Here is a 21,724-nt window from a genome sequence, read left to right on the forward strand (position 1 = left end):
ATAAAAAAAGACGCTCGCCTTAGATTAGGAGAGGTCTTTTTTATTTGCTATTATTTTACAGATTCTTCGTTAGCAGCTTCCACTTCATCAAGAGAGATGCCAATTGCTTCTGCAACGCCTTTTCCGTATTCTGGATCAGCTTTATAGCAATTATTGATGTGACGAAGTTTTACTGATTTTGTTGCTGGAGCAATATCATCCGCTGTATTTTGGAAAAGAGCTTGTTTCTGCTCATCAGACATTAAGCGGAATAGCTTACCAGGCTGTTCGTAGTAAAACGCGTCGTCCTCATCAAAATCAAAGTAATCAGCATCTACATCTGTACCCAGCTGTAATGCAGGCTCCTGATGCTCTTTGCTGTCTTCCCATTCTCCATATTGGTTCGGGCTGTAGCTGACTTGTCCGCCAGTGTAAGGGACAACACGCATTGCACCGTCACGATGATATGGGTGGAAGTTTTTCGCGTTTTTCGGATAGTTAACAGGGATTTGCCAGTGGTTCACGCCTAGACGGTAGCGCTGTGCATCTCCATAAGAGAATAGACGGCCTTGCAACATTTTATCTGGAGAGAAACCAATGCCAGGAACAATGTTTGTAGGAGCAAATGCAGCCTGTTCTACTTCTTCATGATAGTTTTCCGGGTTTTTATTCAGTTCTAATTCGCCAACTTCGATAAGCGGGAATTCATCTTTGTACCATACTTTTGTTAAATCGAATGGATTGTAAGGCATATTTTTAGCTTCTTCTTCAGTCATAACCTGAATGTACATTTTCCATTTAGGGAAGTTTCCTTCTTCAATAGCAGTATACAAATCACGTTGGTGACTTTCGCGGTCTTCACCGACAACTTTTGCAGCTTCTTCGTTTGTAAGGTTTTCGATACCTTGCTGTGTTCTGAAGTGGAATTTCACCCATACGCGCTCGTTATTTTCATTATATAAGCTGTATGCATGGCTTCCGAATAAGTGCATGTTGCGGTAAGATTTTGGAATCCCGCGGTCAGACATAACAACAGTTACCTGATGAAGTGCTTCTGGTAAATTAGACCAGAAATCCCAGTTTGCATCAGCATTCTTCATATTTGTTTTTGGATCACGTTTTACAACGTGGTTTAAATCTGGGAAACGTTTAGGGTCTCTCATAAAGAATACAGGCGTATTATTACCGACTAAGTCCCAGTTTCCTTCTTCTGTGTAGAATTTCATCGCAGTACCGCGGATATCGCGTTCTGCATCAGCAGCTCCGCGTTCCCCAGCTACGGTAGAGAAACGGATAAACATGTCTGTTTTCTTCCCGACTTCAGAGAAGACTTTTGCTTTTGTATATTTAGTAATGTCGTTAGTAATCGTTAATGTTCCATAAGCTCCGGATCCTTTTGCGTGCATACGGCGCTCAGGAATTACTTCACGATCAAAGTGTGCAAGCTTTTCAAGAAACCAAAAATCTTCCATTAATAATGGACCACGTTTACCGGCCGTTTTAGAATCATCATCATTTGGAACAGGAGCGCCAAATGCAGTGGTCATTTTTCTTTTTTCACTCATAGATAGTTTCCCTCCTATATATTAAATACAATTATTATAATAACATAATAAATAGTAGATTGCTATTAATATTCTTGTTTAATTTGAATGACATTTTTTTAATCTTATATAGAAGTCTTTCTTGCCGGTTAAAGTCGTATTTCTAAACAAATACTAGCAACATGCTGTTTTCTTTTAAAATAAAATAATATATTGAATAAATGATTCTACTCTTTCTCAATTACGTTTTGTAAATGAGAATAAATAAGAGGAATGAGGTAGTATTATATAGAGAATAAATGTTCCGATAGCTCCTTCTTTATGTTAAAATAAGTTGTCATCAGTTAAACAGTTTTTGTTGAAATTTCTGATGGCGTATAATAAAAGAGGTACGTTTTGGAATGGTTAAGGAAGGTAAGAAAAATATTAAAATAATGAAATGTTCTTTTATGTTGGAGGATGAAACGTATGAACCCAATGCCGGATGAAGAATTGTATCAGTTAGTTAACCAGTTGTCAGAAGCTTTCTTTAATAAAACGTTTATGGACAAAGTACGATTTAACTCCCGTCTGCGGACAACTGGCGGAAGATATATCCCGAGTAAACGATTAATTGAATTGAATCCCAAATATGTACTGGAATCTGATAAGGAAGAGTTTCACGGGATTATAAAGCACGAGCTTTGTCATTATCATTTGCATATTGAAGGAAAAGGTTACCAGCATCGGGATAAAGATTTTAGAGAATTGCTTGCAAAAACAGGCTCTCCCCGTCATTGTAAACAGCTTCCTTCGAATCAGCAGCGTTACCGGCATACATATGAATGCCAAAAATGTAAAATGGTTTATAAAAGAGTAAGGAAAGTGGATGTATCCAGGTACCGATGTGGAAAATGCAGGGGGAAATTACATCTGATTTAATTTTTTTCAATTAAGTATTGACGAATAATATTATCCATGATAAATTAATGTAGCTGATATGAAATGACAGTTTTCATTCATTGCGAATGTCCTGTCTGCAGCTTTGTCGAATGGCTTGGATTTTTGAATAACTCTCTAAGCAAAAAAACTTTTTAAGAAATTTAACAGTTTTTGTTGACAAAAAACAGGATATATTGTATGATATTTCTTGTTGTTGCGTAATTAGGATATTACATAGATAGTGACTGATTACTTTTATATTCCACAGTAGCTCAGTGGTAGAGCAATCGGCTGTTAACCGATCGGTCGTAGGTTCGAATCCTACCTGTGGAGCCATTATTTGGAGAAGTACTCAAGTGGCTGAAGAGGCGCCCCTGCTAAGGGTGTAGGTCGTGTAAGCGGCGCGAGGGTTCAAATCCCTCCTTCTCCGCCATTTTAATTTTCATAATGGCCCGTTGGTCAAGCGGTTAAGACACCGCCCTTTCACGGCGGTAACACGGGTTCGAATCCCGTACGGGTCATCTTTCTAAGAAATCAAAATAAATAATTGGTCCGGTAGTTCAGTTGGTTAGAATGCCTGCCTGTCACGCAGGAGGTCGCGGGTTCGAGTCCCGTCCGGACCGCCATTATAGTTGGGCCATAGCCAAGCGGTAAGGCATCGGGTTTTGATCCCGTGTACCCCAGGTTCGAATCCTGGTGGCCCAGCCATTTTCTTTTTTAGAAGGAATACATGATAATACTATTACAGATAATAGTATTTTTTTATTGATAGGGACTATAAATAATGACCTGTCATATATAGGAGCCATTAGCTCAGTCGGTAGAGCATCTGACTTTTAATCAGAGGGTCGAAGGTTCGAATCCTTCATGGCTCACCATTTTTATTTTGCGGATGTGGCGGAATTGGCAGACGCGCTGGAATCAGGCTCCAGTGTCCGTTAAGGACGTGGGGGTTCGACTCCCTTCATCCGCACCATTTTTATATCATGCGGTCGTGGCGGAATGGCAGACGCGCCAGGTTGAGGGCCTGGTGGGTGAATAACCCGTGTGGGTTCAAATCCCACCGACCGCATCATATGTAAAAACCAGTCATATCAAGGGTTCCAGACCTTTGATATTTTTTTATGCACTCATTCTATGGGTGCTTTTTTGTTTTACTGATGCCATTTCGATGCCATGTAAATATATGGTAAAATCGCAATGTTTGGATTTAGAATAAATCATCTAATTTATCAGCAGTTTCTCTTTGCTTACTAGAGAACAACTAAACATTAATTATCATAGTAATGGATGAGCGACCCAGGCGTTCTTTAAAGGTTACGTGTTCTTCGCCTTGAGGAACTAGTAAAGCAACGGGAGAATACCTTAAATCATGTCAGTAGATAGCTTCAAGGTTAACGTGTTCACCAATTTTTCGATGCGCCTGTTAAAAATATCTCTAGTTGCTGGAACATATTGACTTGAAAGAATGTAAACCCAATAAACCAGCTCAATAAAAAATTTATAATATTCATAATATAAATCTTTTTTGGTATAATTACTTTAATAAATAAGAATGTAGCGATTTTATAAATGAGTTAAATGAGGCAATCACTGCAAGGTTGTAAATTATTAACGGGTGGTGTGATGCTTATGAAACAGGCTTTATTTCTTATCCTGGACGAATACGCAGATTGGGAAGGTGCTTATTTATCATCAACATTAAATCAGAGTGAGGATTGGTCGGTTCATACGATTTCTTTAGAGGATACGGTAAGTTCCATTGGCGGTTTTAAAACTGCTGTCGATTATATCATTGGTTCGGAACCTGAGGATTTTAATCTATTGGTAATGGTAGGCGGGAATACATGGAATAATGATCATAAAAAGCTTTTCCATTTAATCAAAACTGCATTTCAAAATAATATACCTCTAGGTGCTATATGCGGTGGAGTTGACTATTTAGCAAAAAATGGTTTTCTAAATGATTATAATCATACGGGGAATTCTGTTGATGCTTGGAATGACTATGAGAATTATCATGCTAAGAGCAGTTTTTTTCAGCAGCAAGCAGTAAAAGATAAAAATTTAGTCACTGCAAACGGAACAGCTCCTATTGAATTTACGCATTTAGTTTTGGAATTGGTTGCATTTGATACTTCTGAAAACATTAAAAGAATGATGTATATGTATAAGTATGGATTTTATCATTATTGTGAAAAATATGGGGGTCCATTTTAGTTCATTTTTGCTTGAAATGGATTGTTTAATCAATGTAAAATGTGTGCTTTTTTTGCCTGAATCAGTCCAGTATTTGTCGAGAAGAATATACAGATGTAACTGAACATTTTTTGGTCATTGTTGGAAGAAGAGTGACTGGTGAATTGCCCCCCTTTTTTATCTAGTAAGCGATTTCTTTTGTTGATCGTTTACATTGACATAAGGCCGTTCATTATAGTAGGTTGAAAAAAAGTAGTATTTTATTACTAATAAGAGAGGAGCTTTAAGCATAATATGGAATATGAAATTAAAACGCTTCCGGCATATCGTGCAATGGGTTTGAAATGCGATGTTTCTTTTACTGATTTTGAAACGATAAAAACGGTGATTGAAAACTCAATGAGCAGAGTGAAAGAGTTTGATTATCCTGTGAATCCTGGAATAAGGCTCGGTTTATCTTATCACCTTCGACCAGATGGTTTTACTTACTATTCTGTTTATGAAGTACAGGACAAGCAACCTCTGCTTGATAACATGGTTGAGATTAATATACCTGAAATGACCTATCTAGTAGCAAAGTATAATGGTGAAAGTATTGAAGGTACTTATGAAAACATAATGAAATGGATAAAAGAAAGCGATTATACACCTTTTAAAGAAGAAGGTGTTGATTATTATGATGAATTACCAATAAAGCATGAAAAATATTTAAATGGAGAATCTGATTTTGAAATTTTAATACCTATAAAGTAGGTTATAAATCTTTTTTAGTTGATAGGTATATGAAGAATTATAAGTTTGTTGTGGAGGGATAATGTGTCAAAAGGATTAAAAATTATCTTGTTTTGGTCGCTTGCATTTCCCGCAATTATAACCATTGGCCGTATCATAATTGATTATTTTTTAGGAAGAGAGATTGAATTAATCTCATATACAGCTGTATTTTTAGGCACGTGCGCAGCTGGATTGATTTTTGGCGGCCCTCTAGTGTATCTTGTATCAAAATCCAAAGAGAAGATACATTAATTGTTAAACATTATGTCAAAGGCTTTAACCCGCTGAAATAAAACAAGCACTCCTTCCAATAATCGAAGTGAGTGCTTATTCTTTTCCGAAGAAAGTAAAAACCGTTCTTTGATAACCCCCTGCAGCATAAGCGGATAGGATTTCTTTATCTGTATCCTATTTGAGTAAATCAACCTGTGTCCGCCTTCCACGTGAAGGATCTCTCCAGTGGAAAAGTGATTACGCAGTAAATAAATAACACCTTCAGCTACATCTTCTGGCTGGCCGGCACGATTGAGCGGCAATTGTTCTGCAATGGCGTCATAGAATGCTTTTCGTTCTTCTTCAGGCATGCCATAACGTGATGGTGTGTCGATGACCCCAGGAGAAACAACATTCACTCGGATGGGTGCCAATTCCAACGCCAATGTTTGGCCTAGGCTGGATATTGCAGCATTAACGGCGCCAAGTGCAGAAGCACCTTCAATCGCTTTAAATGCTACGACTCCGGAGAAGAGTGTAATGGAACCATCTTCAGGAAGATTTGGTGCAGCATATTTTGCAGCATGATACTGTCCCCAGAACTTCCCGTCAAACAATTGACGATCCTGCGCAGTATCCGTTTCAAGGAAGTTTCCATAGGTCGCAATTCCTGCGGTCACCACTAGCGAATCAAGTTTTCCAATTTTGTAAAAAAATGCTTGAACCTCTTTTTCAATGGTGAAATCCAGGCTATACGTTGTTACTTCAGAACCGATTTCTGCTTTTGCTTGTTGTAATTTTTCTTCAGAACGGCCGGCAATTACTACTTCCGCACCTTGCTCAACAGCTAATTTCGCTGTTTCTAATCCAATACCAGAGGAGCCGCCAATAATAACTATTTTTTGTTTGTCAGTTTCATTTTACACTCTCCTCTTTTCCATTATTATTTAGGATAAATGATTTTTTTACGATTTACTTATACAAGGGCCTTTTCTTTTCTCACAGATTTAAGGGCATTGGACCAAGCAACAACATCATCAATCATTTCGCCAAATCTTGGTTTATGCACTTCCATTGGTGCGAAAGTTGCCATGTTCTCAAAGTCATTAAATAAGCTGAATGCGCCTTGTGGTTCAACTGTAGCTACTTTTAAATTAGATAACGTTGTACGCAGTGCAAGAGAAGCTGCGATACCAAGCGTAGAGCCATAGCTTACGATGCCTGCTGCTTTATGATGCCACTCCGAACCTAAATAATCTAAATGATCCTTAAGGCCAGAAGGGAAATTTTTATTATATTCCGGTGTGACAAAAATAAACCCGTCAAACGAATCAATTTTTCTTGACCATGCACTTTGTTCTTCTGTTGCGTATTCTTTATTTGTCATAAGCGGCGGAATTGCTTCGTTGAAACGTCCCAGCCCGCTTTCTTTTATATCAACAATTTCAAATTCTGCATCCACATCTTTATTATCTGCAAAATCTTTAATCCATTCTGCCACTTGTAAATTAACACGTACATCACGTGTGCTTCCTGTAATAATACCAATTCTAGTCATGTTTTAACCCTCCGTATAAATATATATGAAATGAATCAAATCATAAGTTTGTATTAATTTGATTACAAGAGTTATAATAAACCTAAAGTTTCTTTTTGTGAAGAAGGCACTTTATTTATACCTAGTTACTTTTAGGAAACCATTTGGTATATAAGGGATTCATGCATATATTTATAAAGGAGCGGTTGAAACGTGAAGAATATAACGACAGGTAAAAATTGTGGAGAGCTTCAAGTTGCGTTAGATATTATTGTGGGTAAGTGGAAACCGATTATTTTATTTCATCTTATGGAAAACGAAAAATTGCGTTTTAGTGAACTGCAGCGGGCTATTCCGGAAATCACTAAAAAAATGTTAACTTCCCAATTAAGAGAATTAGAATATAACGATATTGTTCATCGCAAGGTTTATCAGCAGGTGCCCCCAAAAGTGGAGTATTCTATGTCACCGTACGGTCATGGGCTAAAGCCGTTATTAGTATCAATGAGAAGCTGGGGGACGGAGCATCTGGAACATTTGGAGAAATTATATGGAAAAGATAATGAAGAGCAGAAGGAACAAATATAATTTCCGATAAGTTGTGACACGAGACGGAATGGTGTTTTCTGTGAATTACTCACTTTATTGTCCGGTAATAGTATGCTTATTAAGCCTGGATACTTTTGTGGTTAAAAGTATAAAGTATTTATGAATGTATAACAAGGTTATAAAATGTCTTGAGCAAAGAAGGGTTACATTAGTAGAAAGTATATCACGGGAGATTGCCTGCAATGCTTCCGTCTTATAGCTGCCTCTGACGTAACCCTCAGTATTTTTATAAATTATATTATTGAAATTATCAAACTGCTTTTGGCATAGGAATGCTGCTTTGACTTAAATATTAGGAGGACGAGATGAATGGAAGGGAGAACGGTTTTGATAACTGGAGCTAATTCAGGAATTGGATTCGCAACAGCTGCTATTTTAGCTAAACAAGGCTGTCGTATCATTTTAGTGTGCAGAAATGAGAAAAAAGGGGAAGAAGCACGTCAAAAATTATTGAAGGCTGCTGATAATAAGGCTATTGACTTACTGATCGCTGATTTGTCCTCACAGCAGGAGATTAGAAAGCTGGCAGAGCAGGTTCAGAAGCGATATTCCAAATTAGATGTTCTTATAAACAATGCCGGCGGTGTATTCAGTCAATATCAAGTCAACAATGACGGCTTTGAAATGACTTTTGCGGTTAATTATTTAGCACCGTTTTTATTAACTCATCTGCTGCTTGATCAATTGAAGGCTTCCGGTTCAGGCAGAGTGGTTAATATCGCATCGGTCATGGAAGACAAAAAGTTTGAGCCGGATAATGCAGTAAATCAAACTGCTTCTGATTATTCGGGAATGCAAGCATATAAAACGGCAAAAACCGCTGTTCTAATGATGACGTATTATATGAGTGAGCGCTTGTCAAACAGCGGTGTGACCGTCAATGCACTGCACCCAGGGTTTATTTATACACCTCAGGCAACCCGAATGGCACCGAGGTTTTTAAGACCAGTTATGAAGTTATTTTCAAAAAATCCAGAGCAGGGCGCCGCTTTGCCCGCTTATTTGGCTTCATCCAATGAAGTGAAAGATGTTACAGGGAAGTTTTTTAAAGATAATAAAATAGAACAGACTTCCCCTGTTTCGTATAATAAAGATCGTCAAAAAGATTTATATACTAAAAGTGTTCAGTGGACGGGGGTGGATGAACCTCAATATATAGAAAGTAATTAACTTTACGAGCCTCTGCTTTTTACTGAAGAAGTTTTCATTTTAATAAAGAAGGCAAAATTGCCATCTATGGAATCGAGGCACCGGGGTATAAGCGGTTTTCCGAGAATCAAAGCGGGAATCTAAAAATACTTCCTGGCATGTACAACAGCAGAGAAAAGTAAGTGCATGGCTGCTTTTTCAACTAATCATATCAAGGGTATTAAACCCTTGATATTCCACTTAAACGAATTCTTTTGAACGTCTTTTTACAAGTAAATAAACTACATACATAATGAAAAATAAGACGTATACGAAGGCAGATACAATATAGATAGCATGATAAGACGCTGCTTCTGCTATTAATCCCAGAACCAATGAGCCGCCGCCAATCCCGATATCGAAAAAATTGAAGAAAGAGGCCATGGCATCTTCATGCTCCTGTTTATCGACTAGATTGATACACCAGGTTTGTATAGCAGGAAGCAATGCTCCAAAGCCTAGACCGTAAAATATTGCTGCTGTAAAAAAGACCGTGTCTGTATTGGCAATATATAAAAGACCTAATCCAATGATTGCAAAGATAGAACCTGGAACCAAGATGACGGTTGGCCCGTGCAAGTCAAACAGCCTGCCAGAAACCAACCGTACTGCAAAGCTGGCTGCCGCTATAACGAAGAAAAACAATCCTACATGAGAAAAATCCTTTTCCAAGGCATATAAAGAAAAGAATGACATGATTCCTCCTGCTGCCGTTCCGACTAATAAAATTAGAAGAGCAGGGAAGAGAACTTTCTTTTCAAGAATTTTTGTCTTCACATTGGCTGTTCTATCTAAATCTCTTCCATTTGGTGCGCGTTTAATCAATATGGCCATGATTACAGCCAGTATCAATACTGCCATTCCGCCTAAGAATAAGCGCTGAAAATCATATAATTCCAACGTTAAGATACCTATCATGGGACCGACAGAAATCGCTATCGTTTCACCCAGACCAAAATATCCAATTCCTTCTCCGAGCCTCTTTTTTGGAATGATTTCGGCTGCTAGTGTAGCGAAATATGTCGTGATCAACCCAAAGCCTGCTCCATGAAAAAGCCGAATAATCAATAGAGTAGTGATATCACTTGAAAGATAATAGGCTCCAGTCGCCAAGGCATTAATTAAAATACCTAGGATTAAGAGGAATTTTTTGTCCATTTTACTTGCTAGAAGACCAGCAAAAGGACGAGTCAGAATAGCAGATAACATAAATATTCCTGTGACGATGCCGACTTGGCTGGCACCGCCTCCAATTGCAGTAATAAAGAGAGGCAGCGTGGGAAGCAGCATCTCGAAAATCATAAAAACTAAGCCGTTGGAAACCACGATAAAGATAAAGGATAATGACCATATTTTCGTATTTGAATCATGCATTTTTCGAAACTCCTTCTATGTTGGTGCATTTTGATACAAAGGACATTATATCTGATACGGGGCAGATGTAAAGAGGTTGAACGAAAGGATAGTGAATGAATTGTAAAATGGTGATGAATTAGTGGTCTAACTGGAGAAGGGGAGCTATCAGGCTGAGTCATTTTACAGGCCATGCATTTATGTGTTTTTAGGGATTATGACAGGAATTAAGCGGGGGAGTCATAAAGTAATGACAGAAAGAACAATTGGAAATATCCGATGATTGAACGCTGTAAAAATATACACCAAAAATGGCACTGTCATTGGATAAAACTTCTTTGGTATTGTTATTTTTGGTTGTTTTCTAACTTCATAGCAGGTGAAAATTTTCGATAATAACCTTTCTATGAGGCTGTAGTTTCTTCCTCATTGTTGTTAAAAAAGATTAATACGAAGCAGCATTTCCAATGCAGTTGAAAAGATGACACGATGAACCTTGTTTGAAGGGATATGAAAGTGAAATCCTGATAGAAACTTCCTCATTTATTAGAGTACTAGCAAGCTTCTCTGGCATATGGTACGATATGAAAAGATTAAGCGTATTTTCGTAAATGGAGTTTAATAGATACATAATAAGTCGATTTTGAAAAAACATCGTTGTGCAGGGAGGAATCCGCTGCTAACCGGCAAGGAAATAATCAGGGTAAAGGAGCATAAAATTTGAAGTTCAAACAGTTAACCATTCTATTAACAGTCAGTTTACTTGGTTTGACACTCTCTGCATGCGGGGAAACTGATTCTGAATCAGAAGGAGAGACTAGAGAGGAAGCCAGAGATGAAGCGGTGCAAACAGCAGAGGAATTTTTATCCTTTTTAAGCGAGGAAGAATTTGAAGAAGCGGCATCCTTTCTGAGTGATAATTCTATCAGTGAATGGACATCAAAAGATTTTGAAGATTTATTTGTTCCAACAGCTGAAATTTATGGTGGATTAAGTAGTATTGATTTAATGGAGGAAGAGGAAGATACATATTCGTCCATCTTTAATTTTGTTTATGAAGGCAAATTTGGTGCGCGTAAGGCGCTCTTTTATATCGGTATTAACAGAAATAATGAAGTATTTAATTTTCGGACAAACATTGATCCAGAATTACAGTTTTCAGAAAACACCCATGACGTTGCGGAAGAATTTTTAGAATTTGCGAGGGAGGGTGCCTTTGAAGAAGCGGCTGACTTAGTGGAAGATGATATGGAATCAGATATAGCACCGGCAGATATTGCGTCTGATTGGAGCCGGCTGGAGGAAACGTATGGGGAATTCGCAGATATTCATCTTTATGATGAACAGACGTTTTCCAGAGATTCTTCTCTTATTTATGCTGCAACGTTTGGGGAACAGCTGATTCTTTTTAATATCTATGTAAATGAGGATAAGGCAATTACAGGTTATTATTCCCGCAGCTATGATGAAGAAGAGAATTACATCTATCCGGAAGAAGCGCATCAGACAGCCGAGGATTTTTTAACATTTATTGCTGCTGAAGGTTATGAAGAGGCGGCAGATCTCTTAGATGATGCTGAAGCAGAGGCTACTCCTGAAGACCTGGAAAGATGGCGCAATAATGTCGAGCAGGAATATGGCGAATGGATTCGTTTTGAGTTAAATCATGAAAAAGACTATTATGGTCCTTCTGCTGGAAATTATTCGTTTGTATACGATGTGGAGTTTTCGGAACAGCCGGCGTCCATCATTGTATATGTGAATCGTGAAAATGAAATCAGCGGATACCGGCACACGGATATGGAAAGCGAAGAGTAGAGAATTGATTGAAAGGCAAGGGAGTTTGATACACTGCTTATCAAACTCCCTTGCCTTATTTATTTTGTTCATGAATCCATAAGGCCACCTGCAAAATAAGAGAATCATTGAATATTTTCGGATTATATCCTGTCTCCCTTGTTATACTATTTATCCGGTAAAGCAATGTATTCCGATGTAAAAATAGGGCGTCAGCTGTTTTTTGGATATTTAAATCATTTGCAAAAAATGCTTTTAATGTCATTGCCTGTGTTTCATCTAAACCGTTCAGGATTCGCCTGGAGAACCTTTCTCTAAGCGTCTGGTCAAGCTGATAAAGCAATGCTCGTACTTCAATCTGGCTGAATGAAATTACTTCGATTTCCGGCTCACTGATTTTTAAGGCGAGCTCGCAATCGGAATAAGCCTGATAAAAATGTTTCAGTTCATGAAAAGCCAGACTATTGGCTATTCTGAATGTAATACCCAGCTTATGAAATAGTGCTTGCAGCGCTTCTACTTTTCGCACGGCTTCGATCTCTTCCATTTCAGACACGGCAATAAACAGCTGATTAAGGTTTATAAATCCGGCAATAGCAGGACGCTTACCAAATAACCGCTCTATTTTTTGAATCAATTCTTGTTTTTGGATAGTGAGTGTATCTATTTGAATGACGAATGCCATGAATGGAGGCGTTAATTCTATTTTCAGCATCTCAAGCCCTTGCTGAATCGTTTTATGAGAGGCATTGCTTTTTAACAGCTGGTCAATAACCATCTCTTTTGTACGCTGTTTCCACTCAAGCTGTGAAGTAATAAATTCCTGATCAATCATCAGCTCTGTAGTCATTTTCACCAGCTCCCCGATATCCTCCATCTCATCCGGATTGCCGGTAACCCCGATCACTCCGATAATGGTGTCCTGAAAGACGATAGGTAAATTGATTCCAGGCTCTGAGCCTTGCCAGGAATCCCCTTGTTCAGGGTAAATAGAAAGTGTTTCTCCACTGCTCAGCACTTCTACTGCTCCTTCGTGAACAGTGTGCAGTCTAGTTTCATCCAGAGCGGCAATAATCTCTCCGTTCATATCCATAATATTAACGTTTCGGTTTAAACGGAGGGAGGTTTCTCTGACGATGGCATTCGCAATTTCTTTTGTCAACATATCCATTATTTAAGCTCCTTTGTTTATACCATACAATAATAAACTATATATTCCTCTTATTTTTGTATGATATAGCCATATACAATATAAGTCAATATTCGTATAATTTAAACTACAGATAAAAAGAAAACGCTTACTAAGGAGTGTGATGAAATGAAGATTATCGTTGCTCCAGACTCATTTAAGGGAAGTTTAAGTGCAGTCGAAGCAGCTAATGCCATAGATAAAGGAATCAAAAAAGCTTTTCCGCATGCAGAAACCGTCTTAATCCCTGTTGCTGATGGAGGCGAAGGAACATTGGAAACACTGGTTGCTGCTACAAAGGGAGAGGTAAAGCATGTCATTGTAACAGATCCATTAGGGAATAAAGTTGAGGCCGGATATGGTGTGTTAGGAGATAAGAAAACATGTGTCATTGAAATGGCAGCAGCATCCGGGCTCACTTTGCTATCTGAAGAAGAACTTTCCCCTTTGGAAGCAACAACCTATGGGACAGGGCAGCTGATTAAACAGGCTCTGGATGATGGTTTTACTTCTTTTGTCGTGGGATTAGGAGGCTCCGCTACGAATGACGGAGGTGCCGGCATGCTGCAGGCGCTGGGGCTGAGAATTTTAGATACAGAAGGAAATGAAATCGGTTATGGAGGAGCCGCATTAGATAAAATTGCTTCCATAGAAACCGATTCATTTGATTCCAGAATTAAAGATTGTCAATTTTTAATCGCCTCTGATGTAGAGAATCCATTGATTGGATTAAATGGAGCATCTCATATTTTTGGACCACAAAAAGGAGCAACTCCGGAAATCATAGAGCAGCTTGATAAAAACCTGGCTCATTTTGCGGATCAAGTTGCAGAGGTTACTGGCATTAGATTGCATGATATGCCGGGTGCAGGAGCTGCGGGCGGCATCGGAGGAGCATTTCAAGCCTTCTTTCCATGTGAACTGGAAAGAGGAATTGATGTTGTCCTGGAGTATAGTAACATAAACCAATTTTTGACAGGAACAGATTTAGTCATTACCGGCGAGGGAAGAGTAGACGGGCAGACTGCTTCTGGTAAAACGCCGCTGGGAGTAGCGCAAACAGCGCAAAGGCAAGGAGTTCCAACGATTATTTTAGCAGGATCGGCAGGTGATGATACGGCAGTGCTCCATGATTTTGGCGTTGTCAGTATCCACAGTATTATCAATAAGCCAATGACGTTAGAAGAGTCTATGCGAAATGCATCTGTTCTATTGGAATTAAGTGCTGAACAAGTTGTTCGTTCTTATTTTTACGCTTTTAATCACATCAAAGGAGGAGCGGTTTATGAGAATTAAGGATACAATTGAAAAAGTACCTGGAGGGTTAATGGTAGTTCCACTTTTATTAGGAGCTTCTTTGAACACGATTGACCAAATGCATATACCGGCAGTGATGAGGGTTCTTGAATTTCTGGGAGCACCGCAAACAGAGGAAGGCTACTATGAATTTTTACGAATTGGCGGTTTTTCACAAGAATTATTTAAAGACAGTGCCCTTGTATTAATTGCTTTATTCCTATTCTGTGTGGGCAGTCAGATGAATTTGAAAGTCGGCGGAAAAGCATTGAAGAAAGGGATATTGCTTACTGGGTCTAAATATGGTGCCGGATTAGCTGTCGGAATGGCTTTTGGATTCTTTTTCGATCCAATGAGCGGGTTATTTGGACTTTCAACGCTTGCATTAATAGCGGGAATGACGAATAGTAATAGCGGAATGTATGCTGCTTTAACCGGGAAATTTGGAAATAGATCAGACGTTGGCGGCCTTTCTATTCTGGCTATCAATGATGGACCGTTTCTAACATTAGTTGCACTGGGTGTTTTAGGTACTGCATTCCCGATGATTTCATTTATTGCTGTTTTGCTTCCAATTGGAATCGGTATGATTTTAGGAAATCTGGATCCAAAAATACGAGAATTTCTAAAACCGGGCGAGGCTGTTACCATTCCGTTTTTCGCCTTTGCTCTTGGAGCTGGTATGGATTTGTCAAACTTCTTTAATCCTGCTGTTCTTACAGGCGGGTTAACGTTAGCATTTCTAACATTTTTCTGTTCAGCCGGCGCAGGTATTCTTGTGTTTAAACTGTTTAGAGAAAAAAGTTTTATTGCACCAATTTCAGAAGCTTCGACAGCAGGAAATGCTGCTGCAACACCTGCAGCTGTGGCTGCCGCCGCTGCTGTAGCTGTAGGGGCAGGAGGAATGACACAAGCAGAATACGATGCGATTCAGAATATCGTACCAATGGCAACTGCTCAGATTTCTATCGCAACTATCACGACTTCATTACTTTGTCCTTTAGGTGTTATTTTAATGGACAGACATCAGCGGAAAAAAGGAATTGATGGTACAAAAGAAGATTTGGGTTTAAAAGAGAATAAACAGGAAACCAAATATGCGGTTAATGACTGATAGGTTATAAGAAGCAGGTTTTATTCGACAAATCATGTTATTCTGATGATACAATGATATATTAATTTACAAATAAATATTTTGAAGCAGTAACGGTTTACTGCAAATGACGTTTAAACCTAAAAATGTACAGGATATAAGCTATTAAATGAAATGAGGTTTTTGAATATGAAGACGGATTTACTGTATGGAAAGAATGGAATTTCTTTAGATTTGCCAGAAAACGCTTTACTAATTGAACCGACCAATCTGCCAAAGATGGAAGATGAAAAGGAAGCAGTCCGTCAGGCTTTGCGAAATCCGATTGGCAGCGCACCCTTGAAAGAATCTGTCAAAGCAACCGATACGGTCTCCATTGTCATTAGTGATATTACCAGACCGACGCCCAATCATATTCTAGTTCCAGTGTTAATTGAAGAATTAAGTCATGTACCGTTAGAGAATTTTGTTATTATAAATGGAACTGGAACACACCGCGATCAGACAAAAGAAGAATTTGTTCAAATGTTAGGAAGCTGGGTTGTAGACAATATACGAATTGTAAATAATCACTGTCATGAAAAGGATACACTTGTTAACCTTGGGAAAAGCAGCTTTGGATGCGATGTTTACCTGAATAAAGATTACGTAGAATCTGATTTTAGAATTGTAACCGGTTTTATAGAGCCCCATTTTTTCGCGGGCTTTTCTGGAGGTCCAAAAGGAATCATGCCCGGAATAGCGGGGATTGAAACGATTATGACCTTCCATAATGCGCGGATGATTGGAGATCCGCTCTCCACATGGGGAAATATGGTGAATAACCCGGTTCAGGATATGACCCGTGAAATTAACGGGATGTGCAAGCCCGACTTTATGTTAAATGTTACATTAAATCGGGAGAAAGAAATTACAAATGTGTTTGCTGGCGAGCTTTATCAGGCACATGATGAAGGATGTGCGTATGCAAAAGAGCACGCGATGTTCCATTGTGAAGAGCGGTTTGATGTCGTGATTACATCTAATTCCGGCTATCCGCTGGACCAAAATTTATATCAGGCCGTAAAAGGGATGAGCGCTGCCCATAAAATTGTCAAAGAGGGCGGTTCGATTATTGTAGCATCCGAGTGTTCAGATGGCTTGCCTGACCATGGAAACTATGCGAAAATTTTTGATATGGCAAAGAGCCCGCAGGATCTGCTGGATATGATTAATAATCCGGAATTTAAAATGTTTGATCAGTGGCAGGTTCAGAAACAGGCTGTCATTCAGGTCTGGGCTGATGTTTATGTTTATTCCAAGCTGACGGACGAACAAGTAACCAATGCAATGTTAAAGCCGACTCATGATATAGAACAGACATTAGAAGGGTTAAAGGAAAAATACGGGGAATCTATGACAGTTGCTGTTATGCCTTTAGGGCCATTGACGATACCTTACGTTGAAGAAAAAGTGAAATCTTGAGCTGAGCGTAGTATACTAGTAATAGAATGAAATGTATTTAGTCATTAAATAAATGGAAAGCTTTTTATATCCTTTTGTTAGTAAAATATCCCCTTCAGTCAGGGGAAATGAGGTGAAGATGAATGATGGAAATCAATGAGAAAAATCGTTATTTAGGGAAAACACTGAAGGAAATGGGACGTGTTATGGTTGCATTTTCAGGCGGCGTAGACAGTGCAGTTGTTTTGAAAAGAGCGCAGCAGGAGTTAGGAGATAACGTGCTGGCAGTTGTTGTGGCATCAGAATTATTTCGTGAATCCGAATTTCAGGCAGCGGTTCAATTAGCAGAGAATCTGGGTGTGAAGGTGCACCAAACAGAAATAGAAGAATTGAACCAGCCTCAAATTACAGCGAATAACCCAGACAGCTGGTATTACAGTAAAAAATTGCTTTACACCCATCTGAATCAGCTGGCGGAGGAATTGGATTATCCGTATGTGTTAGATGGAATGATTATGGATGATGAAGCAGATTTCCGTCCGGGGCTAAAGGCAAGAACGGAAGAAGGCATCCGCAGTGTGCTTCAGGAAGCAAATCTATATAAACCGGAAGTCCGCGAGCTTGCGAAGGAATTGGAGCTTTCAGTATGGAATAAATTAGCTTCCTGCAGTTTAGCATCCAGATTCCCGTATGGTACAAAACTGGACAAGCAAAAAGTAAATCAGGTTAATCAGGCGGAGCTTTATTTAAAACGTGCCGGTTTTGATGAAGTGCGTGTACGTTATCATGATAACGTGGCGCGTATCGAAGTTGCAGCTGATAAAATGATGGAATTACTGGAAAAACGTACAGAAGTTCAACATAAACTGGTATCTCTTGGTTTCGACTATGTATCGATAGACTTACGCGGTTACCGTACAGGCAGCATGAATGAAGTATTACCAGCAGCTTCTTCAAAACAGCAAATCGCTGCCAATGCTTAAAATGCAACTTCATTCCGTGGGAGTTGTTTCCTTTCTCTCCCGGAATTAGCCTGAGTGACTCAGGGGGGAGTTAGCACCCGCTAACTCCCCCCTGAATAAATTTATTTTTACTCTCTATTTAGAGATGGAGTTTTACGGGTGATTCTCCGGATAAATTTAAACATGATCTTTTACGGGAAAGCAGTTGAAAAAACTGCTTTTTCGCGTGAAAAAAGTATAAAGAAGATAAATAAAGGAGTAATTTTCATGAAGATGTTATATTTGGATTGTTTTTCAGGAATAAGCGGTGATATGACGATAGGAGCGCTGCTTGATGCGGGAGGGAGTTTTTCCCATTTGCAAAACGAGTTGCAGAAGCTTCCTTTAGCCGATGAATATGAATTAAATGTATATAAAGTAGTGAAGAATGGAATTACAAGCACAAAATTTGATGTGGTCCTGAAGAATGAGGAGCATGGACATTCTCACCATGATCATCCTGAACAGGACGCCCATGAGCACGGTCACAGCCATAAGCATATTCATGAGCATCATCATGGGCATAGCCATGAGCACCATCATGGTCACAGTCACGATGAGGGACATCACCACCATCATGAACACTCGCATCACGACCATAGCCATCATCATCGTTCCTATCGTGATATTGTAAATATGATTCAAGAAGCAGATTTATCAGAAGACGTGAAAGATATGGCGTTAAAGATATTTAAAAAAATCGGTGAAGCAGAAGGGCATATTCATGGTGTGCCGCTGGAGGATGTCCATTTTCATGAAGTAGGCGCTGTTGATTCGATTATTGATATTGTAGGGACAGCTATTTTATTAGAAGAGCTTGAGATTGATGAAATCAAGTCAGCAGCTGTTCCAACAGGGTCTGGAAAAATTCACATTGATCATGGGGTGTATCCTGTCCCGGCACCGGCTACGTTGGAGATTTTGCGTGGAGTACCGATTGCACAAAGTGATTTGAAAGCAGAATTGACAACGCCGACGGGGGCTGCTTTTGCTGCGGTGTTAGCGAAGGAGTTTTGTGATATGCCGTCTATGAAAGTGATGAAAGTGGGATATGGAGCCGGTACGAAAACATTTCCGAATCATCCCAATGTACTCCGGGTTATCATTGGCGAAGAGGCGTAAAGATTGAAAAAGTTTGGAGAGTAGGACACGTAAATGGAAGAAATTTTAAAGAAAGTCCAAAATGGAACATTAAGCATAGAGGACGCAAAAAAGAAGCTAGCGACTTATGAAGATTTAGGTTTTGCCAAAGTAGATCATCACAGGAAACAACGGCAGGGTTTTCCGGAAGTGATTTACGGAGAAGGGAAAACTGTGGAGCAAATCATAGCTATCCTGCAAGCAATCAAAGCGAAGCAGAATGATATTTTAATTACAAGGATTTCACCGGATAAGGCAGATAAAATTTTAGAGGTTCATCCTGAATTGACGTACCATGATATGGCACAAATCCTGTCCTTGAAGGTGGAAGAGAAAAGAGAAGAAAAAGAAGGATATATCGCTATTCTCTGTGCAGGAACCTCTGACTTGCGGATCGCTGAAGAAGCAGCCGTTACTGCTGAAGCATTGGGCAGTAATGTACGCCGATTTTATGATGTCGGAGTTGCTGGAATTCACCGGTTATTAGATCAGGCTCCAGCTATTCAAGGCGCAACGGTTTCGGTCGTCATAGCAGGAATGGAAGGGGCGCTTCCAAGTGTGGTCGGCGGTCTTGTTTCGCATCCAGTCATTGCTGTGCCGACAAGTGTGGGTTATGGTGCGAACTTTCAAGGTCTGTCGGCATTACTGACGATGCTGAACTCCTGTGCGAGCGGAATCAGCGTGGTCAATATTGATAATGGCTTCGGTGGTGCATATAATGCCGTATTGATTGACCGGCTGGCTCAAGGAAAAGAGGAGTAGCATTTCGCAATAAGAAGGGAGTTGTCTAGGTGGCACCAAAGCATCCTCCGAATCAGGAACATATTGATGATAATATGATGAAAGTGGAAGTAAATTTGGATGATATTTCAGGGGAATGGCTTGGATTTGTAATGGACCGTTTATTTGAAGCAGGGGCAAATGATGTCTTTTACACCCCTATTTATATGAAAAAAAATCGGCCGGGGGTATTACTGCAATTGCTCTGTTCCAACCATGCATTGCCAGAAATGAAGGAAATCCTGCTGCAAGAAACAACCACGCTTGGCATCCGTTATTATCCGCTGACCGTCCACCGCATGGAAAGAAAGTTTATTCAAGTGGATACCGCATGGGGCCCTGTAACGGTGAAACAGGGAATCTCTTCTAATGGAGAGGTCTTTCAAAGCTCCCCAGAGTATGCAGACTGTAAAGATATCGCTGAAAAACATGGAATTCCATTGAAACAAGTATATGGAGCGGTTTGGAGGCAGTTATAAAAAAGACACAGACGATTTTATATATTAAAATGGTCTGTGTCTTTTTTATTAAAATTTAGTGATTGAAAAGGAAAAGAGCCCGTATCTAATTCTTTTCCTTTCTGACAGGCAGATATTGATAGAATCGGTAAAGCTTTGATACGGCATACATGACCCATCTTGGAATCTTTTTTGGGAAATTCGTACGCTGATAATATCGTGCATAAGCCCATTTTAAATCTTCCCATTGCGTACATTTTTTCTCCTGGGAAAAACGGGCTGTATCAATCAGACGCACAGCGCCTTCTTTGGTCAGGATAAGGTTATGCAGATGGATATCTGATGGGTTTAATCCTGCCTCTTTCGCAGTATATAATCCATTATCCACATGCTGGATATGTTGAGATGTCAACGGAATACCTTCCGCCAGACATTCAAAGAATGTTTTGCCCTCAATAAAATCCATTACTAAATAGTTACTTCCTGCTTCATATATCGTTGGGTAGTAAGGACTGCCATTTAGCTTTTCGTAATTTTGCTTTTCTTCCCTTGCTGTTTTTTCAAAAGACGGGTAGAAAATTTTAATCACTTTATGTTCATTTTTTATTCTGAATACAGCGGCACTTCTCCCCGCCCCATAGAGTTCTAAGTCACTATGATACCTGCGTATTTTTATGCGTCTGTGTTTCTTCGTAAATAGAACGGTGGATACATAGTGATTGTACATGGATTGTTTCATTATTTTTTAAAACTGCCTTTTCTTTTGGCTACTTCCTTTTTAATCACCGGCAAGGCATGTTTTTGCGCTTGTTTTATTCCTTCTTTTACCATTTTAGACTTGAGAAGCTTCGTAAGTTTAGACATTTCTTTTCCTCCTTGGCTTATGTGCGGCAAAAGCTAATAAAAAAGAGACCTTTGCCCACATATTTTTTGGACAAAGGTCTCGCAAGCAACGAAATGAAACGGTTGCCAGCAGTGCCGAGGATTTCTCCTGTAATGACGACAGCTGCTATTATGCTACTCCCCTTTGGGATTAATTTGAATGTATATTTATTATAGAGGGCTTGTTCAGCTAGCGCAAATTTTAACGTAATTAAATTATCCACGCATGTTTCTCTTTTTTTAATACGTTTGCTATGCAGGAATAGGCGTGATACAGCGCTAATAAAAGCCTTCTTATATACCTTAATTCATCGTTTTCCGGCTTTTA

21 protein-coding genes, 8 tRNA genes and 1 pseudogene are annotated in these 21,724 nt (G+C 39.3%); 22 read left to right on the forward strand and 8 right to left on the reverse strand.

The window, feature by feature from the left end; translation table 11 throughout:
• Positions 1 to 50 precede the first annotated feature (50 nt).
• Positions 51 to 1,544, reverse strand: a complete 1,494-nt coding sequence (locus tag MKY65_RS05675) for a catalase (protein ID WP_339183114.1) — start codon at positions 1,542 to 1,544, stop codon at positions 51 to 53.
• Between the two features lie 447 nt (positions 1,545 to 1,991).
• On the opposite strand from MKY65_RS05675, the gene MKY65_RS05680 reads away from it, so the two are divergent.
• The 12 genes from MKY65_RS05680 to MKY65_RS05735 all read left to right on the forward strand — a co-directional run bounded on the left by MKY65_RS05680 (position 1,992) and on the right by MKY65_RS05735 (position 5,669).
• On the forward strand, positions 1,992 to 2,444 hold the full coding sequence (locus tag MKY65_RS05680) for a SprT family protein (RefSeq protein WP_339183116.1): 453 nt from the start codon (positions 1,992 to 1,994) through the stop codon (positions 2,442 to 2,444).
• Positions 2,445 to 2,705: 261 nt separating this feature from the next.
• A tRNA-Asn gene (locus tag MKY65_RS05685) sits at positions 2,706 to 2,780 on the forward strand.
• Positions 2,781 to 2,786: 6 nt separating this feature from the next.
• Positions 2,787 to 2,877 (forward strand) — tRNA-Ser (locus MKY65_RS05690).
• A gap of 16 nt (positions 2,878 to 2,893) precedes the next feature.
• A tRNA-Glu gene (locus MKY65_RS05695) sits at positions 2,894 to 2,965 on the forward strand.
• 28 nt (positions 2,966 to 2,993) lie between these two features.
• Positions 2,994 to 3,070: transfer RNA gene (locus MKY65_RS05700), tRNA-Asp, on the forward strand.
• Positions 3,071 to 3,077: 7 nt separating this feature from the next.
• Positions 3,078 to 3,152 (forward strand) — tRNA-Gln (locus MKY65_RS05705).
• Between the two features lie 94 nt (positions 3,153 to 3,246).
• A tRNA-Lys gene (locus tag MKY65_RS05710) sits at positions 3,247 to 3,322 on the forward strand.
• Between the two features lie 10 nt (positions 3,323 to 3,332).
• Positions 3,333 to 3,420: transfer RNA gene (locus tag MKY65_RS05715), tRNA-Leu, on the forward strand.
• A 12-nt stretch (positions 3,421 to 3,432) separates the two neighbouring features.
• Positions 3,433 to 3,516: transfer RNA gene (locus tag MKY65_RS05720), tRNA-Leu, on the forward strand.
• Positions 3,517 to 4,076: 560 nt separating this feature from the next.
• Positions 4,077 to 4,664: a type 1 glutamine amidotransferase family protein gene (locus tag MKY65_RS05725; protein ID WP_339183120.1), complete on the forward strand. Its 588-nt coding sequence runs from the start codon at positions 4,077 to 4,079 to the stop codon at positions 4,662 to 4,664.
• A gap of 273 nt (positions 4,665 to 4,937) precedes the next feature.
• Positions 4,938 to 5,396 carry a GyrI-like domain-containing protein gene (locus MKY65_RS05730; RefSeq protein ID WP_339183122.1) on the forward strand — a complete coding sequence of 153 codons (459 nt, stop codon included), beginning with the start codon at positions 4,938 to 4,940 and terminating at the stop codon, positions 5,394 to 5,396.
• Between the two features lie 63 nt (positions 5,397 to 5,459).
• On the forward strand, positions 5,460 to 5,669 hold the full coding sequence (locus MKY65_RS05735) for a hypothetical protein (RefSeq protein ID WP_339183124.1): 210 nt from the start codon (positions 5,460 to 5,462) through the stop codon (positions 5,667 to 5,669).
• Between the two features lie 167 nt (positions 5,670 to 5,836).
• Here MKY65_RS05735 and MKY65_RS05740 read toward each other — a convergent pair.
• A pseudogene (locus MKY65_RS05740) lies at positions 5,837 to 6,529 on the reverse strand (SDR family oxidoreductase); the annotation flags it as partial.
• 77 nt (positions 6,530 to 6,606) lie between these two features.
• Positions 6,607 to 7,188 carry an NAD(P)H-dependent oxidoreductase gene (locus MKY65_RS05745; protein WP_339183126.1) on the reverse strand — a complete coding sequence of 194 codons (582 nt, stop codon included), beginning with the start codon at positions 7,186 to 7,188 and terminating at the stop codon, positions 6,607 to 6,609.
• A gap of 201 nt (positions 7,189 to 7,389) precedes the next feature.
• On the opposite strand from MKY65_RS05745, the gene MKY65_RS05750 reads away from it, so the two are divergent.
• Both MKY65_RS05750 and MKY65_RS05755 read left to right on the forward strand, forming a co-directional pair.
• Complete coding sequence (locus MKY65_RS05750) at positions 7,390 to 7,755, forward strand: helix-turn-helix domain-containing protein (protein ID WP_339185132.1); 366 nt, start codon at positions 7,390 to 7,392, stop codon at positions 7,753 to 7,755.
• 330 nt (positions 7,756 to 8,085) lie between these two features.
• A complete protein-coding gene (locus MKY65_RS05755; protein ID WP_339183128.1) occupies positions 8,086 to 8,946 on the forward strand; it encodes an SDR family oxidoreductase in 861 nt (286 codons plus the stop codon).
• A 219-nt stretch (positions 8,947 to 9,165) separates the two neighbouring features.
• Here MKY65_RS05755 and MKY65_RS05760 read toward each other — a convergent pair whose 3' ends face one another.
• On the reverse strand, positions 9,166 to 10,338 hold the full coding sequence (locus MKY65_RS05760) for an MFS transporter (protein ID WP_339183130.1): 1,173 nt from the start codon (positions 10,336 to 10,338) through the stop codon (positions 9,166 to 9,168).
• A gap of 699 nt (positions 10,339 to 11,037) precedes the next feature.
• Between MKY65_RS05760 and MKY65_RS05765 the strand changes: the two genes are divergently transcribed.
• Positions 11,038 to 12,135, forward strand: a complete 1,098-nt coding sequence (locus MKY65_RS05765) for a hypothetical protein (protein WP_339183133.1) — start codon at positions 11,038 to 11,040, stop codon at positions 12,133 to 12,135.
• Positions 12,136 to 12,190: 55 nt separating this feature from the next.
• Here the strand turns inward: MKY65_RS05765 and MKY65_RS05770 are convergent, their stop codons facing one another.
• Positions 12,191 to 13,285, reverse strand: coding sequence for a sugar diacid recognition domain-containing protein (locus MKY65_RS05770; protein ID WP_339183135.1), 1,095 nt, complete (start codon positions 13,283 to 13,285; stop codon positions 12,191 to 12,193).
• A gap of 147 nt (positions 13,286 to 13,432) precedes the next feature.
• Here MKY65_RS05770 and MKY65_RS05775 point away from each other — a divergent pair, with 147 nt between their 5' ends.
• From MKY65_RS05775 to larC, 7 genes are all read left to right on the forward strand, one after another.
• Positions 13,433 to 14,599 (forward strand): glycerate kinase, encoded by a 1,167-nt coding sequence (locus tag MKY65_RS05775; RefSeq protein ID WP_339183137.1) that lies wholly within the window; start codon positions 13,433 to 13,435, stop codon positions 14,597 to 14,599.
• Positions 14,589 to 15,713: a 2-keto-3-deoxygluconate permease gene (locus tag MKY65_RS05780; RefSeq protein ID WP_339183139.1), complete on the forward strand. Its 1,125-nt coding sequence runs from the start codon at positions 14,589 to 14,591 to the stop codon at positions 15,711 to 15,713. The genes MKY65_RS05775 and MKY65_RS05780 overlap by 11 nt, the downstream gene beginning before the upstream one ends.
• Before the next feature lie 168 nt (positions 15,714 to 15,881).
• Complete coding sequence (gene larA, locus MKY65_RS05785) at positions 15,882 to 17,156, forward strand: nickel-dependent lactate racemase (RefSeq protein ID WP_339183142.1); 1,275 nt, start codon at positions 15,882 to 15,884, stop codon at positions 17,154 to 17,156.
• Positions 17,157 to 17,278: 122 nt separating this feature from the next.
• Positions 17,279 to 18,118, forward strand: a complete 840-nt coding sequence (larE, locus tag MKY65_RS05790; protein WP_339183144.1) for an ATP-dependent sacrificial sulfur transferase LarE — start codon at positions 17,279 to 17,281, stop codon at positions 18,116 to 18,118.
• A 246-nt stretch (positions 18,119 to 18,364) separates the two neighbouring features.
• Positions 18,365 to 19,258 carry a LarC family nickel insertion protein gene (locus MKY65_RS05795; RefSeq protein WP_339183146.1) on the forward strand — a complete coding sequence of 298 codons (894 nt, stop codon included), beginning with the start codon at positions 18,365 to 18,367 and terminating at the stop codon, positions 19,256 to 19,258.
• Between the two features lie 33 nt (positions 19,259 to 19,291).
• Entirely contained in the window at positions 19,292 to 20,038 is a 747-nt protein-coding gene (gene larB, locus MKY65_RS05800) for a nickel pincer cofactor biosynthesis protein LarB (protein WP_339183148.1), read from the forward strand.
• Between the two features lie 29 nt (positions 20,039 to 20,067).
• Positions 20,068 to 20,535 carry a nickel insertion protein gene (gene larC, locus MKY65_RS05805; RefSeq protein WP_339183150.1) on the forward strand — a complete coding sequence of 156 codons (468 nt, stop codon included), beginning with the start codon at positions 20,068 to 20,070 and terminating at the stop codon, positions 20,533 to 20,535.
• Between the two features lie 85 nt (positions 20,536 to 20,620).
• Here the strand turns inward: larC and MKY65_RS05810 are convergent, their stop codons facing one another.
• Genes MKY65_RS05810 through MKY65_RS05820 form a run of 3 tightly spaced genes read right to left on the reverse strand, consistent with a single transcriptional unit; the run spans position 20,621 to position 21,620 of the window.
• Positions 20,621 to 21,253 (reverse strand): protein kinase family protein, encoded by a 633-nt coding sequence (locus MKY65_RS05810; RefSeq protein ID WP_339183152.1) that lies wholly within the window; start codon positions 21,251 to 21,253, stop codon positions 20,621 to 20,623.
• Positions 21,253 to 21,378: a hypothetical protein gene (locus tag MKY65_RS05815; protein ID WP_339183154.1), complete on the reverse strand. Its 126-nt coding sequence runs from the start codon at positions 21,376 to 21,378 to the stop codon at positions 21,253 to 21,255. Before MKY65_RS05815 ends, MKY65_RS05810 begins: the two co-directional genes overlap by 1 nt.
• Positions 21,379 to 21,395: 17 nt before the next feature.
• The gene (locus tag MKY65_RS05820; protein ID WP_339183156.1) at positions 21,396 to 21,620 is read right to left on the reverse strand and encodes a hypothetical protein; all 225 of its coding nucleotides are present in this window, start codon (positions 21,618 to 21,620) and stop codon (positions 21,396 to 21,398) included.
• Positions 21,621 to 21,724: the final 104 nt, after the last annotated feature.

The sequence above is a fragment of the Oceanobacillus sp. FSL W7-1293 genome (genome assembly GCF_037969815.1).
Lineage (GTDB): Bacteria > Bacillota > Bacilli > Bacillales > Amphibacillaceae > Oceanobacillus > Oceanobacillus oncorhynchi.

Excerpts from the sequence above, each read along its gene's own strand:
- MKY65_RS05675 (WP_339183114.1), bottom strand. The coding sequence starts at position 1,544 with ATGAGTGAAAAAAGAAAAATGACCACTGCATTTGGCGCTCCTGTTCCA.
- MKY65_RS05680 (WP_339183116.1), top strand. The coding sequence starts at position 1,992 with ATGAACCCAATGCCGGATGAAGAATTGTATCAGTTAGTTAACCAGTTG.
- MKY65_RS05725 (WP_339183120.1), top strand. The coding sequence starts at position 4,077 with ATGAAACAGGCTTTATTTCTTATCCTGGACGAATACGCAGATTGGGAA.
- MKY65_RS05730 (WP_339183122.1), top strand. The coding sequence starts at position 4,938 with ATGGAATATGAAATTAAAACGCTTCCGGCATATCGTGCAATGGGTTTG.
- MKY65_RS05745 (WP_339183126.1), bottom strand. The coding sequence starts at position 7,188 with ATGACTAGAATTGGTATTATTACAGGAAGCACACGTGATGTACGTGTT.
- MKY65_RS05755 (WP_339183128.1), top strand. The coding sequence starts at position 8,086 with ATGGAAGGGAGAACGGTTTTGATAACTGGAGCTAATTCAGGAATTGGA.
- MKY65_RS05760 (WP_339183130.1), bottom strand. The coding sequence starts at position 10,338 with ATGCATGATTCAAATACGAAAATATGGTCATTATCCTTTATCTTTATC.
- MKY65_RS05770 (WP_339183135.1), bottom strand. The coding sequence starts at position 13,285 with ATGGATATGTTGACAAAAGAAATTGCGAATGCCATCGTCAGAGAAACC.
- MKY65_RS05775 (WP_339183137.1), top strand. The coding sequence starts at position 13,433 with ATGAAGATTATCGTTGCTCCAGACTCATTTAAGGGAAGTTTAAGTGCA.
- MKY65_RS05780 (WP_339183139.1), top strand. The coding sequence starts at position 14,589 with ATGAGAATTAAGGATACAATTGAAAAAGTACCTGGAGGGTTAATGGTA.
- larA (WP_339183142.1), top strand. The coding sequence starts at position 15,882 with ATGAAGACGGATTTACTGTATGGAAAGAATGGAATTTCTTTAGATTTG.
- larE (WP_339183144.1), top strand. The coding sequence starts at position 17,279 with ATGATGGAAATCAATGAGAAAAATCGTTATTTAGGGAAAACACTGAAG.
- MKY65_RS05795 (WP_339183146.1), top strand. The coding sequence starts at position 18,365 with ATGAAGATGTTATATTTGGATTGTTTTTCAGGAATAAGCGGTGATATG.
- larB (WP_339183148.1), top strand. The coding sequence starts at position 19,292 with ATGGAAGAAATTTTAAAGAAAGTCCAAAATGGAACATTAAGCATAGAG.
- MKY65_RS05810 (WP_339183152.1), bottom strand. The coding sequence starts at position 21,253 with ATGAAACAATCCATGTACAATCACTATGTATCCACCGTTCTATTTACG.
- MKY65_RS05815 (WP_339183154.1), bottom strand. The coding sequence starts at position 21,378 with ATGTCTAAACTTACGAAGCTTCTCAAGTCTAAAATGGTAAAAGAAGGA.